The 20,395-nt window shown below is 74.5% G+C and carries 20 protein-coding genes; 14 read left to right on the top strand and 6 right to left on the bottom strand.

Annotated elements, in window-relative coordinates; all coding sequences use genetic code 11:
* Positions 1-89: 89 nt before the first annotated feature.
* From AFE02nite_RS05240 to AFE02nite_RS05225, 4 genes are all read left to right on the top strand, one after another.
* Positions 90-2,327 (top strand): polyribonucleotide nucleotidyltransferase, encoded by a 2,238-nt coding sequence (locus AFE02nite_RS05240; protein ID WP_034247410.1) that lies wholly within the window; start codon positions 90-92, stop codon positions 2,325-2,327.
* The gene (locus AFE02nite_RS05235; RefSeq protein ID WP_034247413.1) at positions 2,327-3,652 is read left to right on the top strand and encodes a M16 family metallopeptidase; all 1,326 of its coding nucleotides are present in this window, start codon (positions 2,327-2,329) and stop codon (positions 3,650-3,652) included. Before AFE02nite_RS05240 ends, AFE02nite_RS05235 begins: the two co-directional genes overlap by 1 nt.
* Positions 3,653-3,717: 65 nt before the next feature.
* Entirely contained in the window at positions 3,718-4,428 is a 711-nt protein-coding gene (gene dapB / locus AFE02nite_RS05230) for a 4-hydroxy-tetrahydrodipicolinate reductase (protein WP_052113831.1), read from the top strand.
* Complete coding sequence (locus AFE02nite_RS05225; RefSeq protein WP_407643069.1) at positions 4,425-4,925, top strand: hypothetical protein; 501 nt, start codon at positions 4,425-4,427, stop codon at positions 4,923-4,925. Before dapB ends, AFE02nite_RS05225 begins: the two co-directional genes overlap by 4 nt.
* Here AFE02nite_RS05225 and AFE02nite_RS05220 read toward each other — a convergent pair.
* From AFE02nite_RS05220 to AFE02nite_RS05210, 3 genes are read right to left on the bottom strand one after another with little or no spacing between them, the layout of a single operon-like run.
* The gene (locus AFE02nite_RS05220; RefSeq protein WP_034250325.1) at positions 4,922-5,443 is read right to left on the bottom strand and encodes a GNAT family N-acetyltransferase; all 522 of its coding nucleotides are present in this window, start codon (positions 5,441-5,443) and stop codon (positions 4,922-4,924) included. The two genes, AFE02nite_RS05225 and AFE02nite_RS05220, sit on opposite strands and share 4 nt — an antisense overlap.
* 9 nt (positions 5,444-5,452) lie before the next feature.
* On the bottom strand, positions 5,453-5,773 hold the full coding sequence (locus tag AFE02nite_RS05215) for an AzlD domain-containing protein (protein WP_034250326.1): 321 nt from the start codon (positions 5,771-5,773) through the stop codon (positions 5,453-5,455).
* The gene (locus tag AFE02nite_RS05210; protein WP_146819163.1) at positions 5,770-6,477 is read right to left on the bottom strand and encodes an AzlC family ABC transporter permease; all 708 of its coding nucleotides are present in this window, start codon (positions 6,475-6,477) and stop codon (positions 5,770-5,772) included. Before AFE02nite_RS05210 ends, AFE02nite_RS05215 begins: the two co-directional genes overlap by 4 nt.
* Before the next feature lie 93 nt (positions 6,478-6,570).
* Between AFE02nite_RS05210 and AFE02nite_RS05205 the strand changes: the two genes are divergently transcribed.
* From AFE02nite_RS05205 to AFE02nite_RS05190, 4 genes are all read left to right on the top strand, one after another.
* The gene (locus tag AFE02nite_RS05205; RefSeq protein ID WP_052113981.1) at positions 6,571-7,413 is read left to right on the top strand and encodes a thymidylate synthase; all 843 of its coding nucleotides are present in this window, start codon (positions 6,571-6,573) and stop codon (positions 7,411-7,413) included.
* Positions 7,414-7,421: 8 nt separating this feature from the next.
* Positions 7,422-7,928: a dihydrofolate reductase gene (locus AFE02nite_RS05200; RefSeq protein WP_034248361.1), complete on the top strand. Its 507-nt coding sequence runs from the start codon at positions 7,422-7,424 to the stop codon at positions 7,926-7,928.
* A 100-nt stretch (positions 7,929-8,028) separates the two neighbouring features.
* A complete protein-coding gene (dapA, locus tag AFE02nite_RS05195) occupies positions 8,029-8,928 on the top strand; it encodes a 4-hydroxy-tetrahydrodipicolinate synthase (protein WP_034248363.1) in 900 nt (299 codons plus the stop codon).
* An 11-nt stretch (positions 8,929-8,939) separates the two neighbouring features.
* Positions 8,940-10,625 carry a ribonuclease J gene (locus AFE02nite_RS05190; protein WP_034248365.1) on the top strand — a complete coding sequence of 562 codons (1,686 nt, stop codon included), beginning with the start codon at positions 8,940-8,942 and terminating at the stop codon, positions 10,623-10,625.
* Here AFE02nite_RS05190 and AFE02nite_RS05185 read toward each other — a convergent pair.
* Positions 10,622-11,185 carry a TetR/AcrR family transcriptional regulator gene (locus AFE02nite_RS05185; protein WP_034248366.1) on the bottom strand — a complete coding sequence of 188 codons (564 nt, stop codon included), beginning with the start codon at positions 11,183-11,185 and terminating at the stop codon, positions 10,622-10,624. The genes AFE02nite_RS05190 and AFE02nite_RS05185 overlap by 4 nt on opposite strands.
* A gap of 85 nt (positions 11,186-11,270) precedes the next feature.
* Here AFE02nite_RS05185 and AFE02nite_RS05180 point away from each other — a divergent pair, with 85 nt between their 5' ends.
* The 3 genes from AFE02nite_RS05180 to AFE02nite_RS05170 all read left to right on the top strand — a co-directional run bounded on the left by AFE02nite_RS05180 (position 11,271) and on the right by AFE02nite_RS05170 (position 16,455).
* Positions 11,271-11,681, top strand: coding sequence for a hypothetical protein (locus AFE02nite_RS05180; RefSeq protein WP_034248368.1), 411 nt, complete (start codon positions 11,271-11,273; stop codon positions 11,679-11,681).
* Between the two features lie 77 nt (positions 11,682-11,758).
* Positions 11,759-14,299 carry an FtsK/SpoIIIE family DNA translocase gene (locus AFE02nite_RS05175; protein WP_146819162.1) on the top strand — a complete coding sequence of 847 codons (2,541 nt, stop codon included), beginning with the start codon at positions 11,759-11,761 and terminating at the stop codon, positions 14,297-14,299.
* Positions 14,281-16,455, top strand: coding sequence for a putative bifunctional diguanylate cyclase/phosphodiesterase (locus tag AFE02nite_RS05170; protein ID WP_052114044.1), 2,175 nt, complete (start codon positions 14,281-14,283; stop codon positions 16,453-16,455). The genes AFE02nite_RS05175 and AFE02nite_RS05170 overlap by 19 nt, the downstream gene beginning before the upstream one ends.
* Before the next feature lie 6 nt (positions 16,456-16,461).
* Here AFE02nite_RS05170 and AFE02nite_RS05165 read toward each other — a convergent pair whose 3' ends face one another.
* Complete coding sequence (locus AFE02nite_RS05165; protein ID WP_222594323.1) at positions 16,462-17,784, bottom strand: CapA family protein; 1,323 nt, start codon at positions 17,782-17,784, stop codon at positions 16,462-16,464.
* Between the two features lie 82 nt (positions 17,785-17,866).
* Here AFE02nite_RS05165 and pgsA point away from each other — a divergent pair, with 82 nt between their 5' ends.
* From pgsA to AFE02nite_RS05150, 3 genes are all read left to right on the top strand, one after another.
* Positions 17,867-18,442 carry a CDP-diacylglycerol--glycerol-3-phosphate 3-phosphatidyltransferase gene (gene pgsA / locus AFE02nite_RS17585; protein ID WP_261765475.1) on the top strand — a complete coding sequence of 192 codons (576 nt, stop codon included), beginning with the start codon at positions 17,867-17,869 and terminating at the stop codon, positions 18,440-18,442.
* A gap of 7 nt (positions 18,443-18,449) precedes the next feature.
* Entirely contained in the window at positions 18,450-19,025 is a 576-nt protein-coding gene (locus AFE02nite_RS05155; protein WP_146819159.1) for a CinA family protein, read from the top strand.
* Between the two features lie 149 nt (positions 19,026-19,174).
* A complete protein-coding gene (locus tag AFE02nite_RS05150; RefSeq protein ID WP_052114106.1) occupies positions 19,175-19,525 on the top strand; it encodes a helix-turn-helix domain-containing protein in 351 nt (116 codons plus the stop codon).
* Between the two features lie 68 nt (positions 19,526-19,593).
* Here AFE02nite_RS05150 and AFE02nite_RS05145 read toward each other — a convergent pair whose 3' ends face one another.
* Entirely contained in the window at positions 19,594-20,394 is an 801-nt protein-coding gene (locus tag AFE02nite_RS05145) for a DNA-formamidopyrimidine glycosylase family protein (protein ID WP_034249347.1), read from the bottom strand.
* Between the last annotated feature and the right edge of the window lies 1 nt (position 20,395).

Here is a 20,395-nt window from a genome sequence, read left to right as displayed (position 1 = left end):
TCGCGGAACGAGCGGCAGCGCCGGACGGTCCGCGGACCTCGATCGAAGACCGCCGCGCGCCCGGGCCTTCTCCCGAAGGAGGGCATCCCGTGGAGGGACCCGAGATCCAGTTCGCCGAGGCCGTCATCGACAACGGCCGCTTCGGCACCCGCACCGTCCGTTTCGAGACCGGTCGCCTGGCCAAGCAGGCCGCCGGCTCCGTCGTCGCCTACCTCGACAGCGACACCACGCTGCTGTCGACCACGACGGCGGGCAAGTCGCCCCGCGACCAGTTCGACTTCTTCCCCCTGACCGTGGACGTCGAGGAGCGGCAGTACGCCGTCGGCAAGATCCCCGGCTCGTTCTTCCGGCGCGAGGGGCGTCCCTCGACCGAGGCGATCCTCGCGTGCCGCCTGATCGACCGCCCGCTGCGCCCGCTGTTCGTCAAGGGCCTGCGCAACGAGGTCCAGGTCGTCATCACCGTGCTGTCGCTGCACCCCGAGGACGCGTACGACGTCCTGGCGATCAACGCCGCGTCGATCTCCACGCAGATCTCCGGCCTGCCGTTCTCGGGCCCGGTGGCCGGCGTGCGCATCGCGCTCATCGAGGGCCAGTGGGTCGCCTTCCCGCGGTACGAGGAGCGCGCGCGCGCCACGTTCGACATGGTCGTGGCCGGCCGCGTCGTCGGTGACGACGTCGCGATCGCGATGATCGAGGCCGAGGCTCCCGAGGGCGCCTGGAACCTCATCTCCGAGGGCGCGACCGCGCCGTCGGAGGAGGTCGTGGCCGAGGGCCTCGAGGCCGCCAAGCCGTTCATCCGCGTGCTGTGCGAGGCGCAGGCCGCGCTCGCCGCCAAGGCGGCGAAGGAGACGCGGGAGTTCCCGCTGTTCCCGGACTACCAGGCCGACGTCTACGAGGTCGTCGAGCGCGTCGCGGAGGGTCGCCTGTCCGAGGCCCTCTCGATCGCCGACAAGCAGACGCGGGAGAACCGCCTCGACGAGATCAAGGACGAGGTCCGCGCCGAGCTGGCCGAGCAGTTCGAGGGTCGCGAGAAGGAGATCTCCGCGGCCATCCGCTCGGTGACCAAGAAGGTCATCCGGCGCCGCATCCTCACCGACGGGTTCCGCATCGACGGCCGCGGCCTCCGCGACATCCGCAGCCTGTCGGCCGAGGTCGACATCCTCGCGCGGACCCACGGGTCGGCCCTGTTCGAGCGCGGCGAGACCCAGATCATGGGCGTCACCACGCTGAACATGCTGCGCATGGAGCAGATGCTCGACACGCTCTCCCCGGAGACGCGCAAGCGCTACATGCACAACTACAACTTCCCGCCCTACTCGACCGGTGAGACCGGCCGCGTCGGCTCCCCGAAGCGCCGCGAGATCGGCCACGGCGCCCTCGCCGAGCGGGCCCTGATCCCCGTCCTGCCGAGCCGCGAGGAGTTCCCCTACGCGATCCGCCAGGTCTCCGAGGCCCTGGGCTCCAACGGCTCGACGTCGATGGGCTCGGTCTGCGCCTCGACGCTGTCGCTGCTCAACGCGGGCGTGCCGCTGCGCGCGCCGGTCGCGGGCATCGCGATGGGCCTGGTCTCCGACGAGGTGGACGGCCAGACGCGGTACGCCGCGCTGACCGACATCCTCGGCGCCGAGGACGCCTTCGGTGACATGGACTTCAAGGTCGCGGGCACCAAGGACTTCGTCACGGCGATCCAGCTCGACACGAAGCTCGACGGCATCCCCGCCGACGTCCTGGCCGGCGCGCTGACGCAGGCCAAGGAGGCCCGTCTGCACATCCTGGACGTCATGGCCGAGGCCATCGACGGCCCGGACGAGATGTCGCCCTACGCCCCGCGGATCATCACGGTGAAGGTCCCGGTCGACAAGATCGGCGAGGTCATCGGCCCGAAGGGCAAGATGATCAACCAGATCCAGGACGAGACCGGCGCCGACATCACGATCGAGGACGACGGCACGGTCTACATCGGCGCGGTCGACGGTCCGTCGGCCGAGGCCGCACGCGCGATGGTCAACGCCATCGCGAACCCGACGATGCCGGAGATCGGCGAGCGGTACGTCGGCACCGTCGTGAAGACCACGACGTTCGGCGCGTTCGTCTCGCTCACCCCCGGCAAGGACGGCCTCCTGCACATCTCGCAGATCCGTCGCCTCGTCGGTGGCAAGCGCGTCGAGAACGTCGAGGACGTCCTCGCCGTCGGCCAGAAGGTCCAGGTGGAGATCGCCGAGATCGACCCGCGCGGCAAGCTCTCGCTGCACGCCGTGGTCGAGGAGGAGAAGGCGGAGGGCGGCGCGTCCGCCGAGCCCGCCGAGGCGACCGACGCCGACGCCTGATGCCCCTGGATCTGCCGCTCGTCGCGCCCGGTGAGCCGGGCGCGGAGCTGACCGCCGAGCAGGACGGCGGCGCCATCGTGCGCCGTTCCGTCCTGCCCGGCGGGATCCGGGTGCTCACGGAGCACATGCCCGGGCTGCGGTCGGCGACCATCGGCGCCTGGGTGGGCGTGGGCTCGCGCGACGAGCGCGACGGCCACCACGGTTCGACGCACTTCCTCGAGCACCTGCTGTTCAAGGGCACCCCGCGGCGCACCGCCATGGACATCGCGGAGGCGTTCGACGCCGTCGGGGGCGAGGCGAACGCGGCCACCGGCAAGGAGCACACCTGCTACTACGCGCGGGTGCGTGACACCGACCTGCCGATGGCCGTCGACGTGATCATGGACATGGTGACGTCCGCCCTCCTCGACGAGGAGGAGCTCGAGGTCGAGCGCGGGGTCATCCTCGAAGAGCTCGCGATGAACGACGACGACCCGTCCGACGTCGCGCACGAGCAGTTCGCGGCAGCGGTGCTCGGCGCGCACCCGCTCGGCCGGCCGATCGGGGGCACGCCCGCGACCATCCGGGCCGTCCCGCGCGCCGCCGTGCACGACCACTACGCCGAGCACTACCGGCCGTCGACGCTCGTGGTGACGGCGGCGGGTGGCGTGGACCACGACGCGCTGTGCGCGCAGGTCCTCGAGGCCGCCCGGCTCGGGGGCTGGGACCTGGACCCGGACGCCCGTCCGGCACCCCGGCGGGACTCGAGCCCGGCCGCGATCGACGCCGGCCCGGTCGAGCTCACGGTGCACCGCGCGACCGAGCAGGCCAACGTGATCCTCGGCGGCCTCGCGCTGCCGTCGGCCGACGACCGGCGGTACGCGCTGTCGGTCCTCACCACGGTGCTCGGCGGCGGGATGTCGTCGCGGCTGTTCCAGGAGATCCGGGAGAAGCGCGGGCTCGCGTACTCCGTGTACGCGTTCTCCTCCGGGCACGCGGACACGGGCTTCCTCGGTCTGTACGCCGGCTGCGCGCCGGCGAAGGTCGACGACGTGGTCGCGCTGCTCGGCAGCGAGTGGGACCGGTGCGCCGCCGACGGCATCACCGCCGCAGAGCACGAGCGCGCCCTCGGCCAGCTCTCGGGTGGCCTGGTGCTCGGCCTGGAGGACACGGGCTCGCGGATGACGCGCCTGGGCAAGGCGGAGCTCGTCCACGGCGAGCTCATGAGCCAGGCGGAGTCGCTCGCGCGCATCCAGGCCGTCACGCCGGACGACGTCCGCGTCCTGGCCGCGGAGCTCGCCGCCATGCCGAGGTCCATCGTTCAGGTCGGCCCGTTCGCCGACTGAGGCCGGCCGCTACTGTGGCGCCCGTGAGCCAGATCCCCGTCGCGGTGCTCGGCGCCGCAGGCCGCATGGGACGTGCCGTGATCGCCGCCGTCGAGGCGGCCCCGGACCTCGACCTGGTCGCCGCGCTCGACGCGGACGACGACGTCGCCGAGGTGCGCGCGGCCGGTGCCCGGGTGGCGGTCGACTTCACGGTGCCCGGCGTCACCGAGGCCAACGTGCACGCCCTCGTCGACGCCGGCGTGCACGCGGTCGTCGGCACCAGCGGATGGACGGAGCCCGCGCTGCAGCGCGTGCGCGACCACCTGGTCGAGGCGCCGTCGGTCGGCGTGCTCGTGGCACCCAACTTCGCGCTGGGTGCCGTCCTCACGATGGCGTTCGCCGCCAAGGCCGCGCGCTGGTTCGAGTCCGTCGAGGTCGTCGAGCTGCACCACCCGGACAAGGTCGACGCGCCGAGCGGCACCGCCCGGCACACGGCCCAGGCGATCGCGGCGGCGCGCGAGGCCGCCGGCGTCGCCCCGGCACCGGACGCGACGACCACCGCGCTCGACGGCGCGCGGGGCGCCGTCGTCGACGGGGTGCACGTGCACGCGGTGCGGCTGCGCGGCCTGGTCGCCCACCAGGAGGTGCTGCTCGGCAATCCCGGGGAGCTGCTGACGATCCGCCACGACTCGCTCGACCGGGCCTCCTTCATGCCCGGCGTCCTCCTGGCGACGCGGTCGGTCGGCGCGCGTCCGGGTCTGACCGTCGGCCTCGAGCACTACCTCGACCTCGCGTGAGCGACACCGGCCGTCGACGGATGCTGCCCGCCCTCGCGGGGGCCGTCGTCATCACCCTGCTCCTGCTGCTGTACATGGTCGTGGCGGGCCGGGCAGGCGTGGCCCTCGTCGCGACCGGGGAGCCGCTCGCCGTCGGCATGGGCGCCGCCGTCCTGGTGCTGCCGGTGCTCGCGCTGTGGCTGCTGGCCCGTGAGTGGTGGCTCGCGATCCAGGTGCAGCGGATGGCCGACGAGCTCGCAGCGGCAGGGAGCCTGCCGGTGGACGACCTCCCGCGCCGGCCGAGCGGCCGCGTGGACCGGGCGGCGGCCGACGCCGCGTTCGCGCCCGCCCGGGACGCGGTGGAGGCGGCGCCCGAGGACTGGCGTGCCTGGTTCCGCCTGGGCTTCGCCTACGACGCGGCGCGCGACCGGCGTCGGGCCAGGGCGGCGCTGCGGACGGCGGCCCGGCTGCGCCGTGCCGCGCCCCGCGCCGGCGGCGAGACCCCGGCAGCCGGCTAGATCTCGGCGACCCAGCGTCGCTCGACGGGTGCCCCCGCATCGGAGAGCGGACGCTCCGCGCCGTCGGGACCCAGGCCCGAACCGGCGAGGAACTGCTCGCGCGCGGGGTCGTCGTCGAGCACCCAGGTGCTGATCGAGCGGGCGCCGTCCTCGCGGGCGAGGTCCACGCACGCGGCGAGGAGCCGGGACCCGTGGCCGCCCTTCTGGTGGTCCGGGTCGACCTCGAGGGCGAGCACCTCGACGGCCTCGTCGCCGGCGGGCGCGGTCGCCGCGAAGCCGACGACGCGCGGGCCGTCGCAGGCCACCAGGACGCGGTGCGCGGGTGTGGGCGGGGCTGTGATGGCCTCGGCCCAGAGCTCGCGCACGGCGGCCGCGTCGAGGCTCTCGAGCACCTCGGCGCCCAGCGCCCGGGCGTGGCTGACGCGCCACGCCCGCAGCTGGACGCGGGTGATCACGGCGTCGTCGCCCGGGACGGCGGGTCGCACGGAGACGTCGGCGGTGTCGCGGAAGAGGGCCACCCCGGCACGCTACAGGCCGGTGAGGGCGCGGAGCCCGGCCGCGACCAGGGCCGCGAGCACCACGACGACGAGGAACGGCGCCCGGAGGGCGAGCGCCACGGCTGCGGCGGCCAGCGCGGCGAGCCGCGCGTCCAGCACCAGGACCTGACCTCGCGTGAACGTCTGCACGGCGACCAGGGCGGCCAGGAGCGCGGCCGTGACCAGGGCGGCGATCCGGGCGACGCGCGGGTGCGCCAGCCAGTGCTCGGGCACGCGGTGGCCGGCGTACTTCGTGGCGAAGCACACGGCGCTCGCGGCCACGACGGCCGCCCAGACCCCGGCGTCGCTCACGCGCGCCCCGCCGTCCCGCTCGCGCGGCCGAGGGCCGGCCCCGGTGCGCGCCAGCCCACGGCCACCGCGACCGCCGCGGCGGCCAGGACGGGGATCCCCGCCGGGGCGACCGGCGTCAGCGCGAGTGCCACGACGACGGCGCCCACGGCCACGAGCCGCGTGGCCCGACCGGCCGCCAGGCGGGGCCACAGCAGGGCGAGGAAGGCCGCGGCCGCCGCCGCGTCGAGCCCCCAGCGCCGGGGGTCGCCGATGGCGTTGCCGACGAGCGCTCCCAGCAGCGTGAACGCGTTCCAGAGCACGAAGACGCCCACGCCGGTCCACCAGAAGCCCGTGCGCGCCAGCTCCGGTGTCCGCTGCGCGGTCGCCACCGCTGTCGACTCGTCGATGGTGACGTGGGCCGCGGCCAGGCGCCGGGCCCCGGTGGCCCGCAGCAGCGGCGCCATCGCAGCCCCGTAGAGGGCGTTGCGCGCACCCAGCAGCGCGGCGGTCCCGACGGCGGCGACACCCGCGCCACCCGCACCCAGGACGCCGACGAACGCGAACTGCGAACCACCGGTGAACATGAGGAGGCTCAGCGCCGCCGTCTGCCAGACGTCGAGCCCGGCGGCCACGGACAGGGCGCCGAACGAGACGCCGTACAGACCGGTGGCGGTCGCCACGGACAGCGCCTGCCGGACGACCGCCCGCCGGCCGCCGTCGGTCACGGCCGGTCGCTCGCAGGTCGGGGGAGGGTGGGCACGTCCCGAGTATCGCGCGTCCGCACCGGGGCGTCGGTGGCCGGGCCTACCCTGGGGCGCATGCCGCAGCCGACCTCTGCTCCCGTCGACAACCCCGTCGACGCCCCCGTGGACACGCAGTACGAGGACCTGCTGCGCCGGGTCCTCGCGGAGGGGGTCGCCAAGGGGGACCGCACCGGCACGGGGACGCGGAGCGTCTTCGGCCACCAGATGCGCTTCGACCTGTCGGCCGGGTTCCCGCTCGTCACGACCAAGCGCGTCCACCTGCGCTCGATCGTCTACGAGCTGCTGTGGTTCTTGCGCGGGGAGTCCAACGTCGGCTGGCTGCGCGAGCACGGTGTGACCATCTGGGACGAGTGGGCGGACACCGCCGGCGAGCTCGGCCCGGTCTACGGCGTCCAGTGGCGCTCCTGGCCCACGCCCGACGGCGGCCACGTCGACCAGATCGCCGCGCTGATCGAGGGCATCCGACGCGACCCGGACTCGCGCCGGCACATCGTCTCGGCGTGGAACGTCGCCGAGCTGCCGGCGATGGCGCTCGCGCCGTGCCACGCGTTCTTCCAGTTCTACGTCGCCGACGGCCGGCTCTCCTGCCAGCTCTACCAGCGCAGCGCGGACCTGTTCCTCGGGGTGCCGTTCAACCTGGCCTCCTACGCCCTGCTCACGCACATGGTCGCCCAGCAGACCGACCTCGAGCCCGGCGACTTCGTGTGGACCGGCGGCGACTGCCACATCTACGACAACCACGTCGAGCAGGTGACCACACAGCTCGCACGTGAGCCGTACCCGTTCCCGCAGCTGCGGCTGCGCCGGGCGGCGTCGATCTTCGACTACGCGTTCGAGGACGTCGAGGTGGTCGGCTACCAGCACCACCCGGGTATCGCCGCCCCGATCGCGGTCTGAGGGGCGCCGTGACGAGTCGGCTTCACCTCGCGGCGATCTGGGCACAGTCGGTCGACGGCGTGATCGGCCGCGACGGCGGCCTTCCGTGGTCGCTCCCCGAGGACCTCGCGCACTTCCGCGCCCTGACGGCCGGGCACGTCGTCGTCATGGGTCGTGCCACCTGGCAGTCGCTGCCCGACGCCTTCCGGCCGCTGCCAGGGCGGGAGAACGTCGTGCTGTCCCGGCGCGACCTGTCAGCGCCCGGCGCCACGGTCGTGCACGACGTCGCCGAGGCACTCCGCGTGGTCGGCGACCGCGCGGCGTGGGTGGTCGGCGGGGCGCAGGTCTACGCCGAGACGCTCGACCTGGTGCACCGCGTCGAGGTGACCGACGTCGACGTCGTGGTCGGGACGGGGGTCCGGGCACCGCGGCTGGACCAGGGGTGGCGCGAGCTCGCCGTCGACCCTGCGGACGGCGGCTGGCACACCTCGCGCACCGGGCTGCGCTACCGGTTCCGGTCTCTCGAGCGGGTCTGAGGCGCCCGGGGTGGGCGGTGCGTGGGACGGTGGCCGCGGGGACGGTCAGGCTCCGGAACGCCGGGGCACCGTGAGCGGCACCGACGGTAGGTTGTGCGCCATGGCTCCCGCGACATCCCGGCCGTTCGGCGCGCTGCTGACGGCGATGGTCACGCCCATGGCGCCGGACGGCGCCGTCGACGTCGCTGCCGGGGTCGCGCTCGCGAAGCACCTGGTGGACCACGGGCACGACGGCCTGGTGCTCAACGGGACCACGGGGGAGGCCCCGACCACCCACGCGCCAGAGAAGGCCGAGCTCGTCCGCGCGGTGGTCGAGGCGGTCGGCGACCGGGCGATGGTCCTGGCGGGCGCCGGCTCCAACGACACCGCGCACGCCGTGCGGATGGCCGAGCAGGCCGCCGACGCCGGCGCGCACGGCCTGCTCGTCGTCACGCCCTACTACTCGCGGCCCTCGCAGGAGGGCGTCTACCGGCACACCGTGGCGGTCGCGGACGCGACGGACCTGCCGGTGATGCTCTACGACGTGCCCGGCCGCACGGCCGTCCGGTACGCGGACGCCACGCTGGACCGCCTCGCCGAGCACCCGCGCATCGTCGCCCTGAAGGACGCCACCGGTGACCCGCAGGCGGCGCTGCCGCGGATCGCGCGCACCGGCCTGGCCTGGTACTCGGGCGACGACGGTCTCCTGCTCCCGTTCCTGGCGGTCGGTGCCGTCGGCCTCGTCAGCATGGCCGCCCACATCGTCGGCGACGAGCTCGCCGCCGTCATCCGCGCCTTCGACGACGGCGACGTCGCCGCGGCGCGGACCCAGTTCGCGGACCTGCTGCCCGTGATCGACGTCATCGGTGGCTCCGGGAACGGAGCCCTGCGGTCCAAGACCGCCCTGCACCTGCTGGGGCTCATCCCCAGCGCCACGATGCGGCTGCCCCACGTGGGCGCCGACGAGGCCGAGACGGAGCACGTGCGTAGCGTGCTCGTCGCCACCGGCCTGCTGCCCTGACCGGAGGTTCCATGTCCCACCCCCACCCCGAGCTCGGTCTGCCCCCCGTTCTCGCGCCCGGAACGCTGCGGGTGGTCCCGCTCGGCGGCCTCGGCGAGATCGGCCGGAACATGAGCGTCCTGGAGTACGACGGGCGCCTGCTCGTCATCGACTGCGGCGTGCTCTTCCCCGAGGACCACCAGCCGGGCGTCGACCTGATCCTGCCGGACTTCGACTACATCGCCGACCGGCTGGACGACGTCGAGGCGCTCGTCCTCACGCACGGCCACGAGGACCACATCGGCGCCGTGCCGTACCTGCTCCGGCTGCGCCCGGACATCCCCGTGGTCGGCTCGCAGCTCACGCTCGCCTTCGTCGAGGCGAAGCTGCGCGAGCACAACATCACCCCGTTCACGCTCGGGGTGAAGGAGGGGCAGCGCGAGCGGTTCGGGGTGTTCGACTGCGAGTTCGTCGCGGTGACGCACTCCATCCCGGACGCGCTCGCGGTCTTCATCCGCACCCCCGCGGGGACCGTGCTCAACACCGGCGACTTCAAGATGGACCAGCTGCCGCTGGACGGCCGGATCACCGACCTGCGCGCCTTCGCGCGCCTGGGGGAGGAGGGGGTCGACCTGTTCATGGTCGACTCCACCAACGCCGAGGTGCCGGGCTTCATCACGCCGGAGGTCGAGATCGGCCCGGTGATCGACAAGCTCTTCGCCGAGGCGGAGCAGCGCGTGATCGTGGCGTCGTTCGCCTCGCACGTGCACCGCGTGCAGCAGGTGCTCGACGCCGCCGCCGCGCACGGCCGCAAGGTGGCACTGATCGGTCGCTCGATGGTGCGGAACATGGGCATCGCGGCCGACCTGGGCTACCTGCACGTGCCCGAGGACGTCCTCGTCGACGCCAAGGAGATCGACCGGCTCCCGCCCCAGGAGCAGGTGCTCATGTGCACGGGCTCGCAGGGCGAGCCGATGGCCGCCCTGTCGCGGATGGCGAACCGCGACCACAAGATCGAGGTCGGCCGCGGCGACACCGTGATCCTCGCGTCGTCCCTGATCCCCGGGAACGAGAACGCGGTGTTCCGCGTGGTGAACGGCCTGACCAGGCTCGGTGCGCGCGTCGTGCACCAGGGGAGCGCGCGGGTGCACGTCTCGGGCCACGCGAGCGCCGGCGAGCTGCTCTACTGCTACAACATCCTGCGCCCGCGCAACGTGATGCCGGTGCACGGGGAGGTCCGCCACCTCGTGGCCAACGGCGCCATCGCGGTGCGCAGCGGCGTACCGGTGGAGAACGTCGTGCTCGCGGAGGACGGCGTCGTCGTGGACCTCGCGGGTGGTCAGGCGCGGATCGTCGGTGCGGTGCCGTGCGGCAACGTGTACGTCGACGGCTCGAGCGTCGGCGGCATCACCGACGCCGAGCTCAAGGACCGGCGGATCCTCGGCGAGGAGGGCTTCATCTCGGTCTTCGCCGTGGTGGACTCCCAGTCCGGCAAGGTCCTCGCGGGCCCGACGATCAACGCTCGTGGCGTCGCGGAGGACGACGAGGTCTTCACCCAGATCCTCCCTGACGTCACGCGCGCCCTGGAGGACGCGGTGACGGCCGGCACGGTCGACGCCCAGCAGCTGCAGCAGGTGGTGCGCCGGGTGGTCGGCCGGTGGGCCGCGAACCGGCTCCGGCGACGCCCGATGATCATCCCCGTGGTGATCGAGGCCTAGCCGAAGGCGGCGCGACCGGCGGCGCGCAGCGCACGCGTGTAGCGGTCGGCGCGCTCGTCGGCGTCGCCGGGCAGCAGCCCGGCGAGCTCGAGCGCGACCAGGCCGTGCACCTGCGCCCAGAGCGCGTAGGCGACCTCGTCGGCGTCGCCGGTCGCCAGCACCCGGGCGACGGCGTCGCGCAGGGTCCTGAACGTCTCGCGCTCGGCCGGGCGCGGTGCACCGGGTCGCGGCCGGTCGAACATGACGCGGTAGAAGTGCGGGTCGGCGAGCGCGCTGCGGCGGTAGGCGAGGCCGAGGGCGAGCAGGTCGTGGCCGGCGTCGGCCGTGCGCGCCACGGCCGCCAGGTGCGCGCCGAAGCGCCGGAAGCCCTCCTCGGCGACCTCGGCCAGGAGCGCGTCGCGGCTGCCGAACAGCGCGTAGACGGCCGACGACGACGTCCCCGCGAGGCGAGCGACCTCGCGGACCGTGACGGCGGCCGTGCCGGCCGTCGAGACGAGCTCCGACGTGACCTCGAGCATGCGCGCGCGGAGCGCGTCGTCGTGGACTCGGGGCCGGGGCACGGCGTCAGCATAGGGCTTGACGGCTGTTCCGTAACATCGTTTCATAACAATGTTCTGAAACGATGTCACGCACCTGGGAGGCGCCATGATCGAGCTCGCCGAGGAGGCCCGCGTCACCGCCGGGATCGTCCTGCTCACCATCGTCACCATCGAGGCGGGCGGGGGGTTCCTCGTCGCCGTCGCGACCGGCAAGGTCCCGGCCACCGAGTTCCAGCGGCGCTTCTTCCGCGCCGGGCACGCGCACGCCGGCGTCCTCGTGCTGCTCGGGCTCGTCTGCCTGCTGCTGGCCGAGGTCACCGCGCTCGAGGGAGCGTGGCTGTGGCTGGCCAGGACCGGCGTCCTCGTCGCCGCGGTGCTGATGCCGATGGGCTTCTTCTTCTCGGCGATGGGACGGGACCGGACCAGGCCCAACCGGGCGGTCTGGCTCCTGCCCGTCGGCGCCGCCGTGCTGGCCGCAGGCGTCCTCACGCTCGGCATCGGGCTCCTGACCGCGTGAGCGGGCTGGTGGTCCGCCCACGACACGGGCCGCGCCCGTCCCGGGCTCGGCGGGTGCGCGCAGGTACCGTGGACGCCATGGCCGGCCGGACCTCCGCGACCGCCGGGCGCGCTGCGCCCCGCGGGACGTCCCGAGCCGCCGCAGCGGGCGCGCCGCGCGGCGGTGGCTCGGCGCGCCCACCCGCGCGCGGCGCGCGTCCGGCGCCCCCGCCGCGCCGGTCGCTGCCCGTGCGCATGGTCCGCGGGGTCTGGATGGGCGGCGCGCACCTCGTGGGCGGGGCCGCCCGGCACATCGGCCAGGGCGCGCGCGACCTCGATCCTGCGCACCGCCGGGACGGCATCGCTTTCGCCCTCGTCGGGCTGGCGGTCGTCGTCGCGGCGCGCGAGTGGTGGGGACTGTCCGGCACCGCCGGCGACGTCGTGCACAACGCCGTCGCGGGGACCTTCGGCGTCGTGGGCCTCGTCGTCCCCGTGCTGCTGGTCGCCGGCGCCGTCCGGCTCATGCGCCACCCCGACCGGGTGCAGGCGAACGGGCGCATGGGCATCGGCATCACGGCGCTCCTGCTCGCGGCGTGCGGGCTCGTCCACCTCGACGCCGGACTCCCGTCGCCGTCGGACGGCTTCGAGCCGGTCCGCGCCGCCGGGGGTGTGGTCGGGTACGTCGTGGCCACGCCGCTCGAGACGCTGGTCACGGCCTGGGTGACCGTCCCGCTGCTGCTGCTGGCCGGTGTCTTCGGCGTGCTGGTGCTGACCGCCACGCCCGTGCACCAGGTGGTGCCGCGCCTGCGGCAGGCCGTGGCCTGGGCGACCGGCCGTCGCGGCGGCGAGCCGGACGCGGAGCCGTCCGAGCCGGACTCGCGGACCAAGGCCGACGCGCCCGCCAAGCCGAGCCGCCTGCGCGGCCGCGGCGCACGTCCGGAGCCCGTCCCGTGGGACGACGACGAGCCGGTGACCGACGTGGTGGAGGTCGAGCCCGCGGACGCCGTGGTCACGGCCGTCGTCGCGCCGCCGCGCGCGGCCGCCGTCCTCGCGCCGCCGCCCGACCAGGCACCGCCACCGCGCGGTGAGCAGCCGATGCTCGACGGCGACGTGATCTACGTGCTGCCGTCAGAGGACCTCCTGGCCAAGGGCATGCCCCACAAGGTGCGCTCGGCCGCGAACGACCGCGTGGTCGAGGCGCTCACGAACGTCCTCGACGAGTTCGAGATCGACGCGCAGGTCACCGGCTTCACGCGCGGCCCGACGGTGACCCGGTACGAGGTCGAGCTCGGCCCGGGCATCAAGGTGGAGCGGGTGACCGCCCTCAGCCGCAACATCGCCTACGCGGTCGCCAGCGCCGACGTGCGCATCCTGTCCCCGATCCCCGGCAAGTCCGCCATCGGCATCGAGATCCCGAACACCGACCGCGAGGTCGTCTCGCTCGGTGACGTGCTCCGCTCCGCACCGGCCCGCAAGAGCGAGCATCCGCTGCTCATGGGCGTCGGCAAGGACGTCGAGGGCGGGTACGTCACCGCGAACCTCGCCCGGATGCCGCACATGCTCGTGGCGGGCGCGACGGGTGCCGGCAAGTCGAGCTTCGTCAACTCGATGATCGTCTCGATCCTCATGCGCTCGACGCCCGACGAGGTCCGCATGATCCTGGTGGACCCCAAGCGCGTCGAGCTCACGGTCTACGACGGCATCCCGCACCTCATCACGCCCATCATCACCAACCCGAAGAAGGCCGCGGAGGCCCTCGAGTGGGTGGTGCACGAGATGGAGCAGCGGTACGACGACCTGGCGATGTTCGGCTACAAGCACATCGACGACTTCAACGCCGGCGTCCGCTCGGGCAAGGTCAAGCCTTTGCCCGGTAGCGAACGTCACATCGCTCCCTACCCGTACCTGCTTGTGATCGTCGACGAACTTGCCGATCTCATGATGGTGGCACCCAGGGACGTCGAGGCGTCGATCCAGCGGATCACCCAGCTCGCACGAGCGGCGGGGATCCATCTGGTGCTGGCGACGCAGCGACCGAGCGTGGACGTGGTGACCGGCGTGATCAAGGCGAACGTCCCGTCGAGGATGGCCTTCGCGACGTCGTCGCTCACGGACAGCCGGGTCGTCCTGGACCAGCCGGGCGCGGAGAAGCTCATCGGGCAGGGCGACGCCCTGTTCCTGCCGATGGGCGCCGCGAAGCCGATGCGCGTCCAGGGCGCGTGGGTGACCGAGGCGGAGATCCACGCCGTGGTCGCGCACGTGAAGACCCAGCTGAAGCCGACGTACCGGACCGACGTGGCGGCGCCGGTGGCTCGCAAGCAGGTCGACGACGACATCGGCGACGACCTCGACCTGCTGCTCCAGGCCGCTGAGCTCGTCATCTCGACCCAGTTCGGCTCCACCTCCATGCTGCAGCGCAAGCTGCGGGTCGGCTTCGCCAAGGCGGGCCGCCTCATGGACCTGCTCGAGTCCCGCGAGATCGTCGGTCCCTCGGAGGGCTCCAAGGCCCGCGAGGTGCTCGTCGCGCCGGACGACCTGGCCGCCACGCTCGCCCTCCTGCGCGGGGAACCGCCCGAGGAGGACGACGTGTTCGACCAGTCGGACGACGACGGCGGGCGGACATGGGACCAGGAGAGCTGACCCCGCTGACGGTCGCCCTGGCCGTCCTGGTGCTTGCGCTGACGGCCGCGGTCGTCATGCTCGTCCTCGCCCGACGTCGCGACGCGGCCGCGCGTGCCGAGGCGTCGGCCACCGTCGAACGGCGGCTCGCCGTCGTCCTCAGCGCCGGGCGCGACGGCGTGGTGGTGCACGCCGCCTCCGGCGCCGTGCTCGTCGCCAACGAGGCGGCAGCGGCGACGTTCGACGTGCCCGTGGCCCAGCTCGTCGGCCGACGCGTCGGCGAGCTCCCGGTGCGCTGGGTCACCGAGCAGGGCCAGGAGGTCACGCCTGCTTCGGTGTTCGGGCGCCGGCAGGGCGCGGACGCGCCGCCGTTCGTCGTCGGGGCGCTGCCGCACACCGGCGGGCCGGTGCGCTGGGTGCAGGCCTCCACCCGGCTGGTCGGCGCGGGCGACGGCGACCTGCTCACCGTGCTGGCCGACGTGACCGGCCCGCGCGAGGTGCGGGCCGCGCTCGCCCAGTCCGAGCTGCAGTTCCGGCTCGCGATGGAGAACGCACCGATCGGGATGGGCCTGGCCGACCCGCAGTGGCGCCTGCAGGAGGTCAACGCGGCGCTGGCGGCGCTGTTCGCGGTCGAGCCGGCCGTGCTGATCGGGCACGACCTGTCGGCGCTGTCCCACCCGGACGACCGGGGCGTCGAGCGCGCCCAGGTCCAACGTCTGCTGGCGGGGGAGGGGGAGCGGTTCTCGCTCGAGAAGCGCTACCTGCGACCGGACGGGCAGGTGGTGTGGGTGGTGCTGGACGTCGTCCTGGTGCGTGCCGCCGACGGCGCGCCCGCCCAGTTCGTCGTCCAGATGCGGGACATCACGGAGTCGCGCCTGCAGTCCGAGGCGCTCGCCCACCGGGCGATGCACGACCCGCTCACGGGCCTGGCGAACCGCTCGCTGATGCAGGACGTGCTCCAGCGGGCGTGCGAGCCGCCGGACGCTCCGGGCCGGATCGCGGTGCTCGCGATCGACCTCGACGAGTTCAAGCAGATCAACGACAGGTACGGGCACGCGGCCGGGGACGACGTGCTCATCCACGTGGCAGGCGTGCTGCGGGGGGCCACGGCCGGCCGTGGGCTCGTCGCACGCCAGGGCGGCGACGAGTTCGCGATCATCGTGACCGGCGACGACGCCGCGCGGATCGCGTTCGAGATCGCCGGGTCGATCCACAAGGGACTCGTCAACCCGGTCCGGACGCACCGGCGGCAGCTGCCCATCCGCGCCAGCGTGGGTGTCGCCGTCGCCGAGCCCGCGATCCTCACGGCAGGCGCGATGGGCATGCTCGCCGCGGCCGATGCCGCGCTGTACCGGGCGAAGGGCGGCGGGCGCAGCCGCACCGAGGTCTACGACAGGTCGATGACGGTCACGGCCGGTGCGAAGCACGGCGCCGCCGCCGAGCTCGTGCACGCGATCGAGACCGGCGAGCTCGTGCTGCACTACCAACCCACGGTCGCGCTGGCCACCGGTCAGGTCGTCGGCTACGAGGCCCTCGTGCGGTGGCAGCACCCGGAGCGCGGCCTCCTGCTGCCCGGTTCCTTCCTGCCGACGGCCGTCGAAGGCGGCCTCGCGGTCGCGCTCGGCACGAACGTCGTCTGGCAGGCGGCGTCCTACCTCGCCCGGACCGCCGACACCGGGCGCTGGGTGTCCGTGAACGTCTCGGCCGACCAGCTCGGCAACGGCGAGCTGGCGGCCCAGGTGCTCATGGCGCTCTCCCGGCACCGCGTGGGGCCCGGACGCCTCGTCATCGAGCTCACCGAGGCCGGGCTCGTGGACGGCGAGAGCCGGATCCGGCACGAGCTGGCCGAGCTGCGGGAGGCGGGCGTCCCGGTCCTGCTGGACGACTTCGGCACGGGCATCGCGCCGCTGTCCTACCTGCGCGACCTGCCGGTGGACGGCGTGAAGCTCGACATGTCCTTCACGGCGGGCATTCCCGAGGACCCTGCGGCGCAGCGCGTCAGCCGCGCTCTCGGCGCCCTGGCGCGCGAGCTCGAGATGATCACGATCGCCGAGGGGGTCGAGACGACCGAGCAGGCGCAGTTCCTGCACGCCTGCGGGTGGGAGTACGGCCAGGGCTGGCTGTTCGGCGCGGGGGAGTCCGAGCGCGTGCAGGCGGAGGGCCGCACGCACGGCTGAGGCCGGTCAGGCCCCCGGGGTGCGACGCTCGACCACGGGCGCCGGCCCGGTCGGCGTCGGCGGCGCGGTGAGCTCGGGGGCGGCCGGGCCCGCCACTCCCGCGACCAGGCCGCGGCGCTGGGCGACCTGCTCGGCGGAGAGGGTGCCGACGCCCGCGCCGGCCGCGCCCGCCGCGGACAGCGACTCGACGCGGTGCCCTGCCGACCGGTCCACGGTGATCGCGGTCCACTCGACGCCGTCGACGGTCACCGGCCCGTCGGCCGGCTTGCGCAGGTGGGCCAGCATCATCAGGCCGTTCTGGGTCTCCGCGGCGAGGCCGGCGTGCGGGCCCTGGTTCGAGACGAAGTTGCCGAGCCCGTAGGCCACCCACATGCCCTCGCCGCGCGGGCCGCCCGGGAGCTCGACGACGGGCTGCGGCACGTGGGCGTGGTGCCCGATGAGGAGGTCGACCGCGCCGGAGGCGGCGAGCCCGTTCGCGATCTCCTCCTGGAGCGCCGTCGGGTTGCTCGTGTACTCGACGCAGCAGTGCACGCTCGCGACGACGACGTCGGCGCCCGCCGCCCGCGCGGCGTTCGCCTGCGCGACCATCCCGGCGACGTCGATCAGCTGCACCATCCACGGGCTGTCGGCGGGGACGGGCAAGCCGTTGGTGCCGTAGGTGGCCGCGATGTGCGCCACCCGGATCGTCTGGCCCTCGCGCTCGAGGGTGTAGATCTGCGGTGCGGCGGCCTCCTCGGCCGTCCGCGCGGTGCCCACGTGCCCGAGCCCGGCCGCGTCGAAGGCGTCGAGCGTCGTGACCACCCCGGCCGCGCCCCGGTCCACGGAGTGGTTCGACGCCGTCGAGCACCCGTCCCACCCGGAGGCCGCCAGCGCCGGCACGATCTCGGGCGGGGCGCCGAACATCGGGAAGCCCGACGGCGACGAGCCGGCCGGGGCCACGGGGACCTCCATGTGGCACAGTGCCAGATCCGCGCCGGCGATGAACGGCTGCACGGGCGCGAACAGCGCGCCGAAGTCGTACGCACCGCCCGCGCGGGCCGAGATGTTGACCGACTCGTGGGTGAGCACGTCGCCCGCCGCGAGGATCGTGAACACGGCGTCGGGTGGCGGCGTCGGCGTCGGGGTCGGCGTCGGCGTGGGGGTGACGGGCTCGCGCGGCGGGGGCGTCGGCGACGGGCTCGTCGCGCTCGTCGCCGCGCCGTCGGCGGCGAACGGGCCGACGCCGGCCCAGGCGGCACCGGCCACGCCGCCCGTCGCCAGGGCGGCGCCGAGGAAGACGGCGAGGAGCGCCGGCCGGTGGCGCGGCGCGCTGCGGACATGGCGCGGCACGCCGCGACACTACCGCGCGCCAGGGCGCGTACCGGCGCGCGCGTGGGCCGGGTCCGGCTCGGCGGACCGTAGGGTGGTGCCCGTGCCAGCTGTCGTCGCGTCCGTGTGGACCCCGGCCAACGTCGTCACCATGGTGCGGATCCTGCTCGTTCCGCTGGTGGTCGCGGCGCTGCTGGTGGACGACGACGGCGGGTGGCGGACCGTCGCGTGCGCCCTCTTCGTGCTCGCGGCGGCGACCGACAGGCTGGACGGCTGGCTGGCCCGCAGCCGCGACCAGGTCACCGACTGGGGCAAGCTCGTGGACCCGATCGCCGACAAGGCGCTCATGGGCGGCAGCCTGCTGGCGTTGTCCGCCCTGGGCGACCTGCCGTGGTGGGTGACCGTCGTGATCCTCGTCCGGGAGCTGGGGATCACGGCGCTGCGCCTGGCCGTGCTCCGCTTCGTCGTCATCCCGGCCTCGCGCGGCGGGAAGCTCAAGACGGTGCTGCAGTCCGTGGCGATCGGGTTGTTCCTGCTGCCGCTGGACCGCCTGCCGGACTGGGCGACCACGCTCGCCTGGGTGGTCATGAGCGCCGCCCTCGTCGCGACGGTGGTGACCGGGGTGGACTACCTGCGCCGCGGCTGGGCGGTGCGACGCGCGGCGCGCGAGGCGGTGTGAGCGCGGCGTGAGCGCGGACGGGGCGGCGGGCGAGGTCGTCCGGCTGCTGACGGCGGCCGGTCAGACGCTCGCGGTGGCGGAGTCCCTCACGGGGGGCGCCGTGGCCTCCGCGATCGTCGACGTGCCGGGTGCCTCGGCCGTGCTGCGTGGTGGGGTGGTCGCCTACGCGACGGACCTCAAGGCCGAGCTCCTCGGCGTCCCGCAGGACCTCCTCGACGCCCACGGCGCGGTCCACCCGCAGGTCGCGGGCGCGATGGCGTCGGGTGTGCGGGCGCGTCTCGGTGCGACGTGGGGGGCCGCGACCACGGGTGTCGCCGGTCCGGACCCGCAGGACGGCCGTCCCCCCGGTGAGTACCACGTGGCGGTCGCCGGACCGCGGGGCGTCCTCGTGCGGTCCTTCGCCCCGACCGGGACGCCGACGCGCGAACGGGTGCGCGCCGCCGCGCGCGAGGCAGTCCTCGCGCTGGTGCTCGACGCCGTCCGCGCCGACGCCACCGGGCCGGACGACCCCGGCGGCCCGGGTGCGCGACGGGCGGCCCCGGGGACCCCGGGAACAGGCCCGGCCCCCCGCGCGTTGCACTGACCGTGACGCACAAGTCAGGCCCCGGCGGGATCACCCGCGACGCTGTCCGCCCGGCGGGGTACGGTAGTCATCCAGCACGGTTGCGTCCCGTGTCGTCGGCCCCGGTCGTCGCTCACGTGGATCGGGCCATGACGAAGGGAGGTCGCCCCGTGGTCGTTCTTCGACGTGAGATCGGCGACGTCCTGCGTAGCGCGCGGCAGCGGCAGGGGCGCACCCTGCGCGAGGTCTCCTCGGCAGCCCGCGTCTCGCTCGGTTACCTGAGCGAGGTGGAGCGTGGTCAGAAGGAAGCCTCGTCCGAGCTGCTCGGCTCGATCTGCGAGGCCCTCGACGTGCCCCTGTGGCTCGTCCTGCGCGAGGTCAGCGACCGGGTCGCGCTCGCCGAAGGCCTGAGCATCCCCGACACGGTGCCCGCGGACCTCGAGTGGTCCGCACGCCGCGGCTGGTCGCACGACAGCCACGACGGGCTGTCCGCCGGAGCCGCCCTCGCGCCCGTCGGCTGACGGTCGCCTGTCTTCTCGAGGCGCCGGCCCCTCCGGGGGTCGGCGCCTCGTGACGTGCTCGGGCACCGTCAGCCGACCGGCGCCACCTGGCACGTCGGGCACCAGAAGATCGGGCGCTCCATCGGCGGCCGCCTCGCCGTGCCCACGGCGATCGGTGTGCCGCAGCGGCGGCACGGCTGCCCCGCGCGACCGTGCACGAGCGTGCCGCGGCCGGGAGTGGTCTCCCCGGTCGCCGTCGGGCTCGGCGCCGCCACGCTGCGCTGCATCAGCGTGCGCGCGACCATGAGGAGAGTGGCGGCGTCGGTCCGGTCGACGGGCGTCCACGGCCACACGCGCCGCACGAAGAGCGTCTCTGCCGTGTAGATGGTCCCGAGGCCGGCGGCCACCGTCTGGTCCAGCAGGACCTCGGCGACCGGCGTCGCGCCCTGCGCGGCCACCCGGTCGAGCGCCTCCGGCAGCCCGTGCTCGGGGAAGTCGTCCGCGAGCACGTCCGGCCCCAGGTGCGCCACCAGGGAACCCTCGTCGCGCGTGGGCACCACGTCCAGCATGCCGAGTCGGTGCCCGACGGCCGTCCACTCCTGGGCGCCGATGACGGCGCGCACGAACGGGTCGCGCGCGCGGGCCTGCGGCGAGACGCTCGCGGGCGTGCGCCAGAACCCGTCCATGCGCAGGTGGGTGTGCAGGGTTCGGCCGTCGTCGAACCGCGTGAACAGGTGCTTGCCGTACGCGTGGGTGCCGAGCACGGTGCGCCCGTCGAACGTCGTGCCCGCCGCGGACGGCCAGCGCAGCTCCGTCCGCAGGACGACGGCGCCGGCCAGTGCGCGGTCGAGCGCTGCGGCGGTGCGCCGGAGGATGTCGCCCTCGGGCACG

Origin of the sequence: Actinotalea fermentans, assembly GCF_007991475.1 — a bacterium.
Lineage (GTDB): Bacteria > Actinomycetota > Actinomycetes > Actinomycetales > Cellulomonadaceae > Actinotalea > Actinotalea fermentans.
The sequence above is the reverse complement of the archived record's forward strand: the minus strand, read 5'-3'. Positions and strand labels throughout refer to the sequence as shown.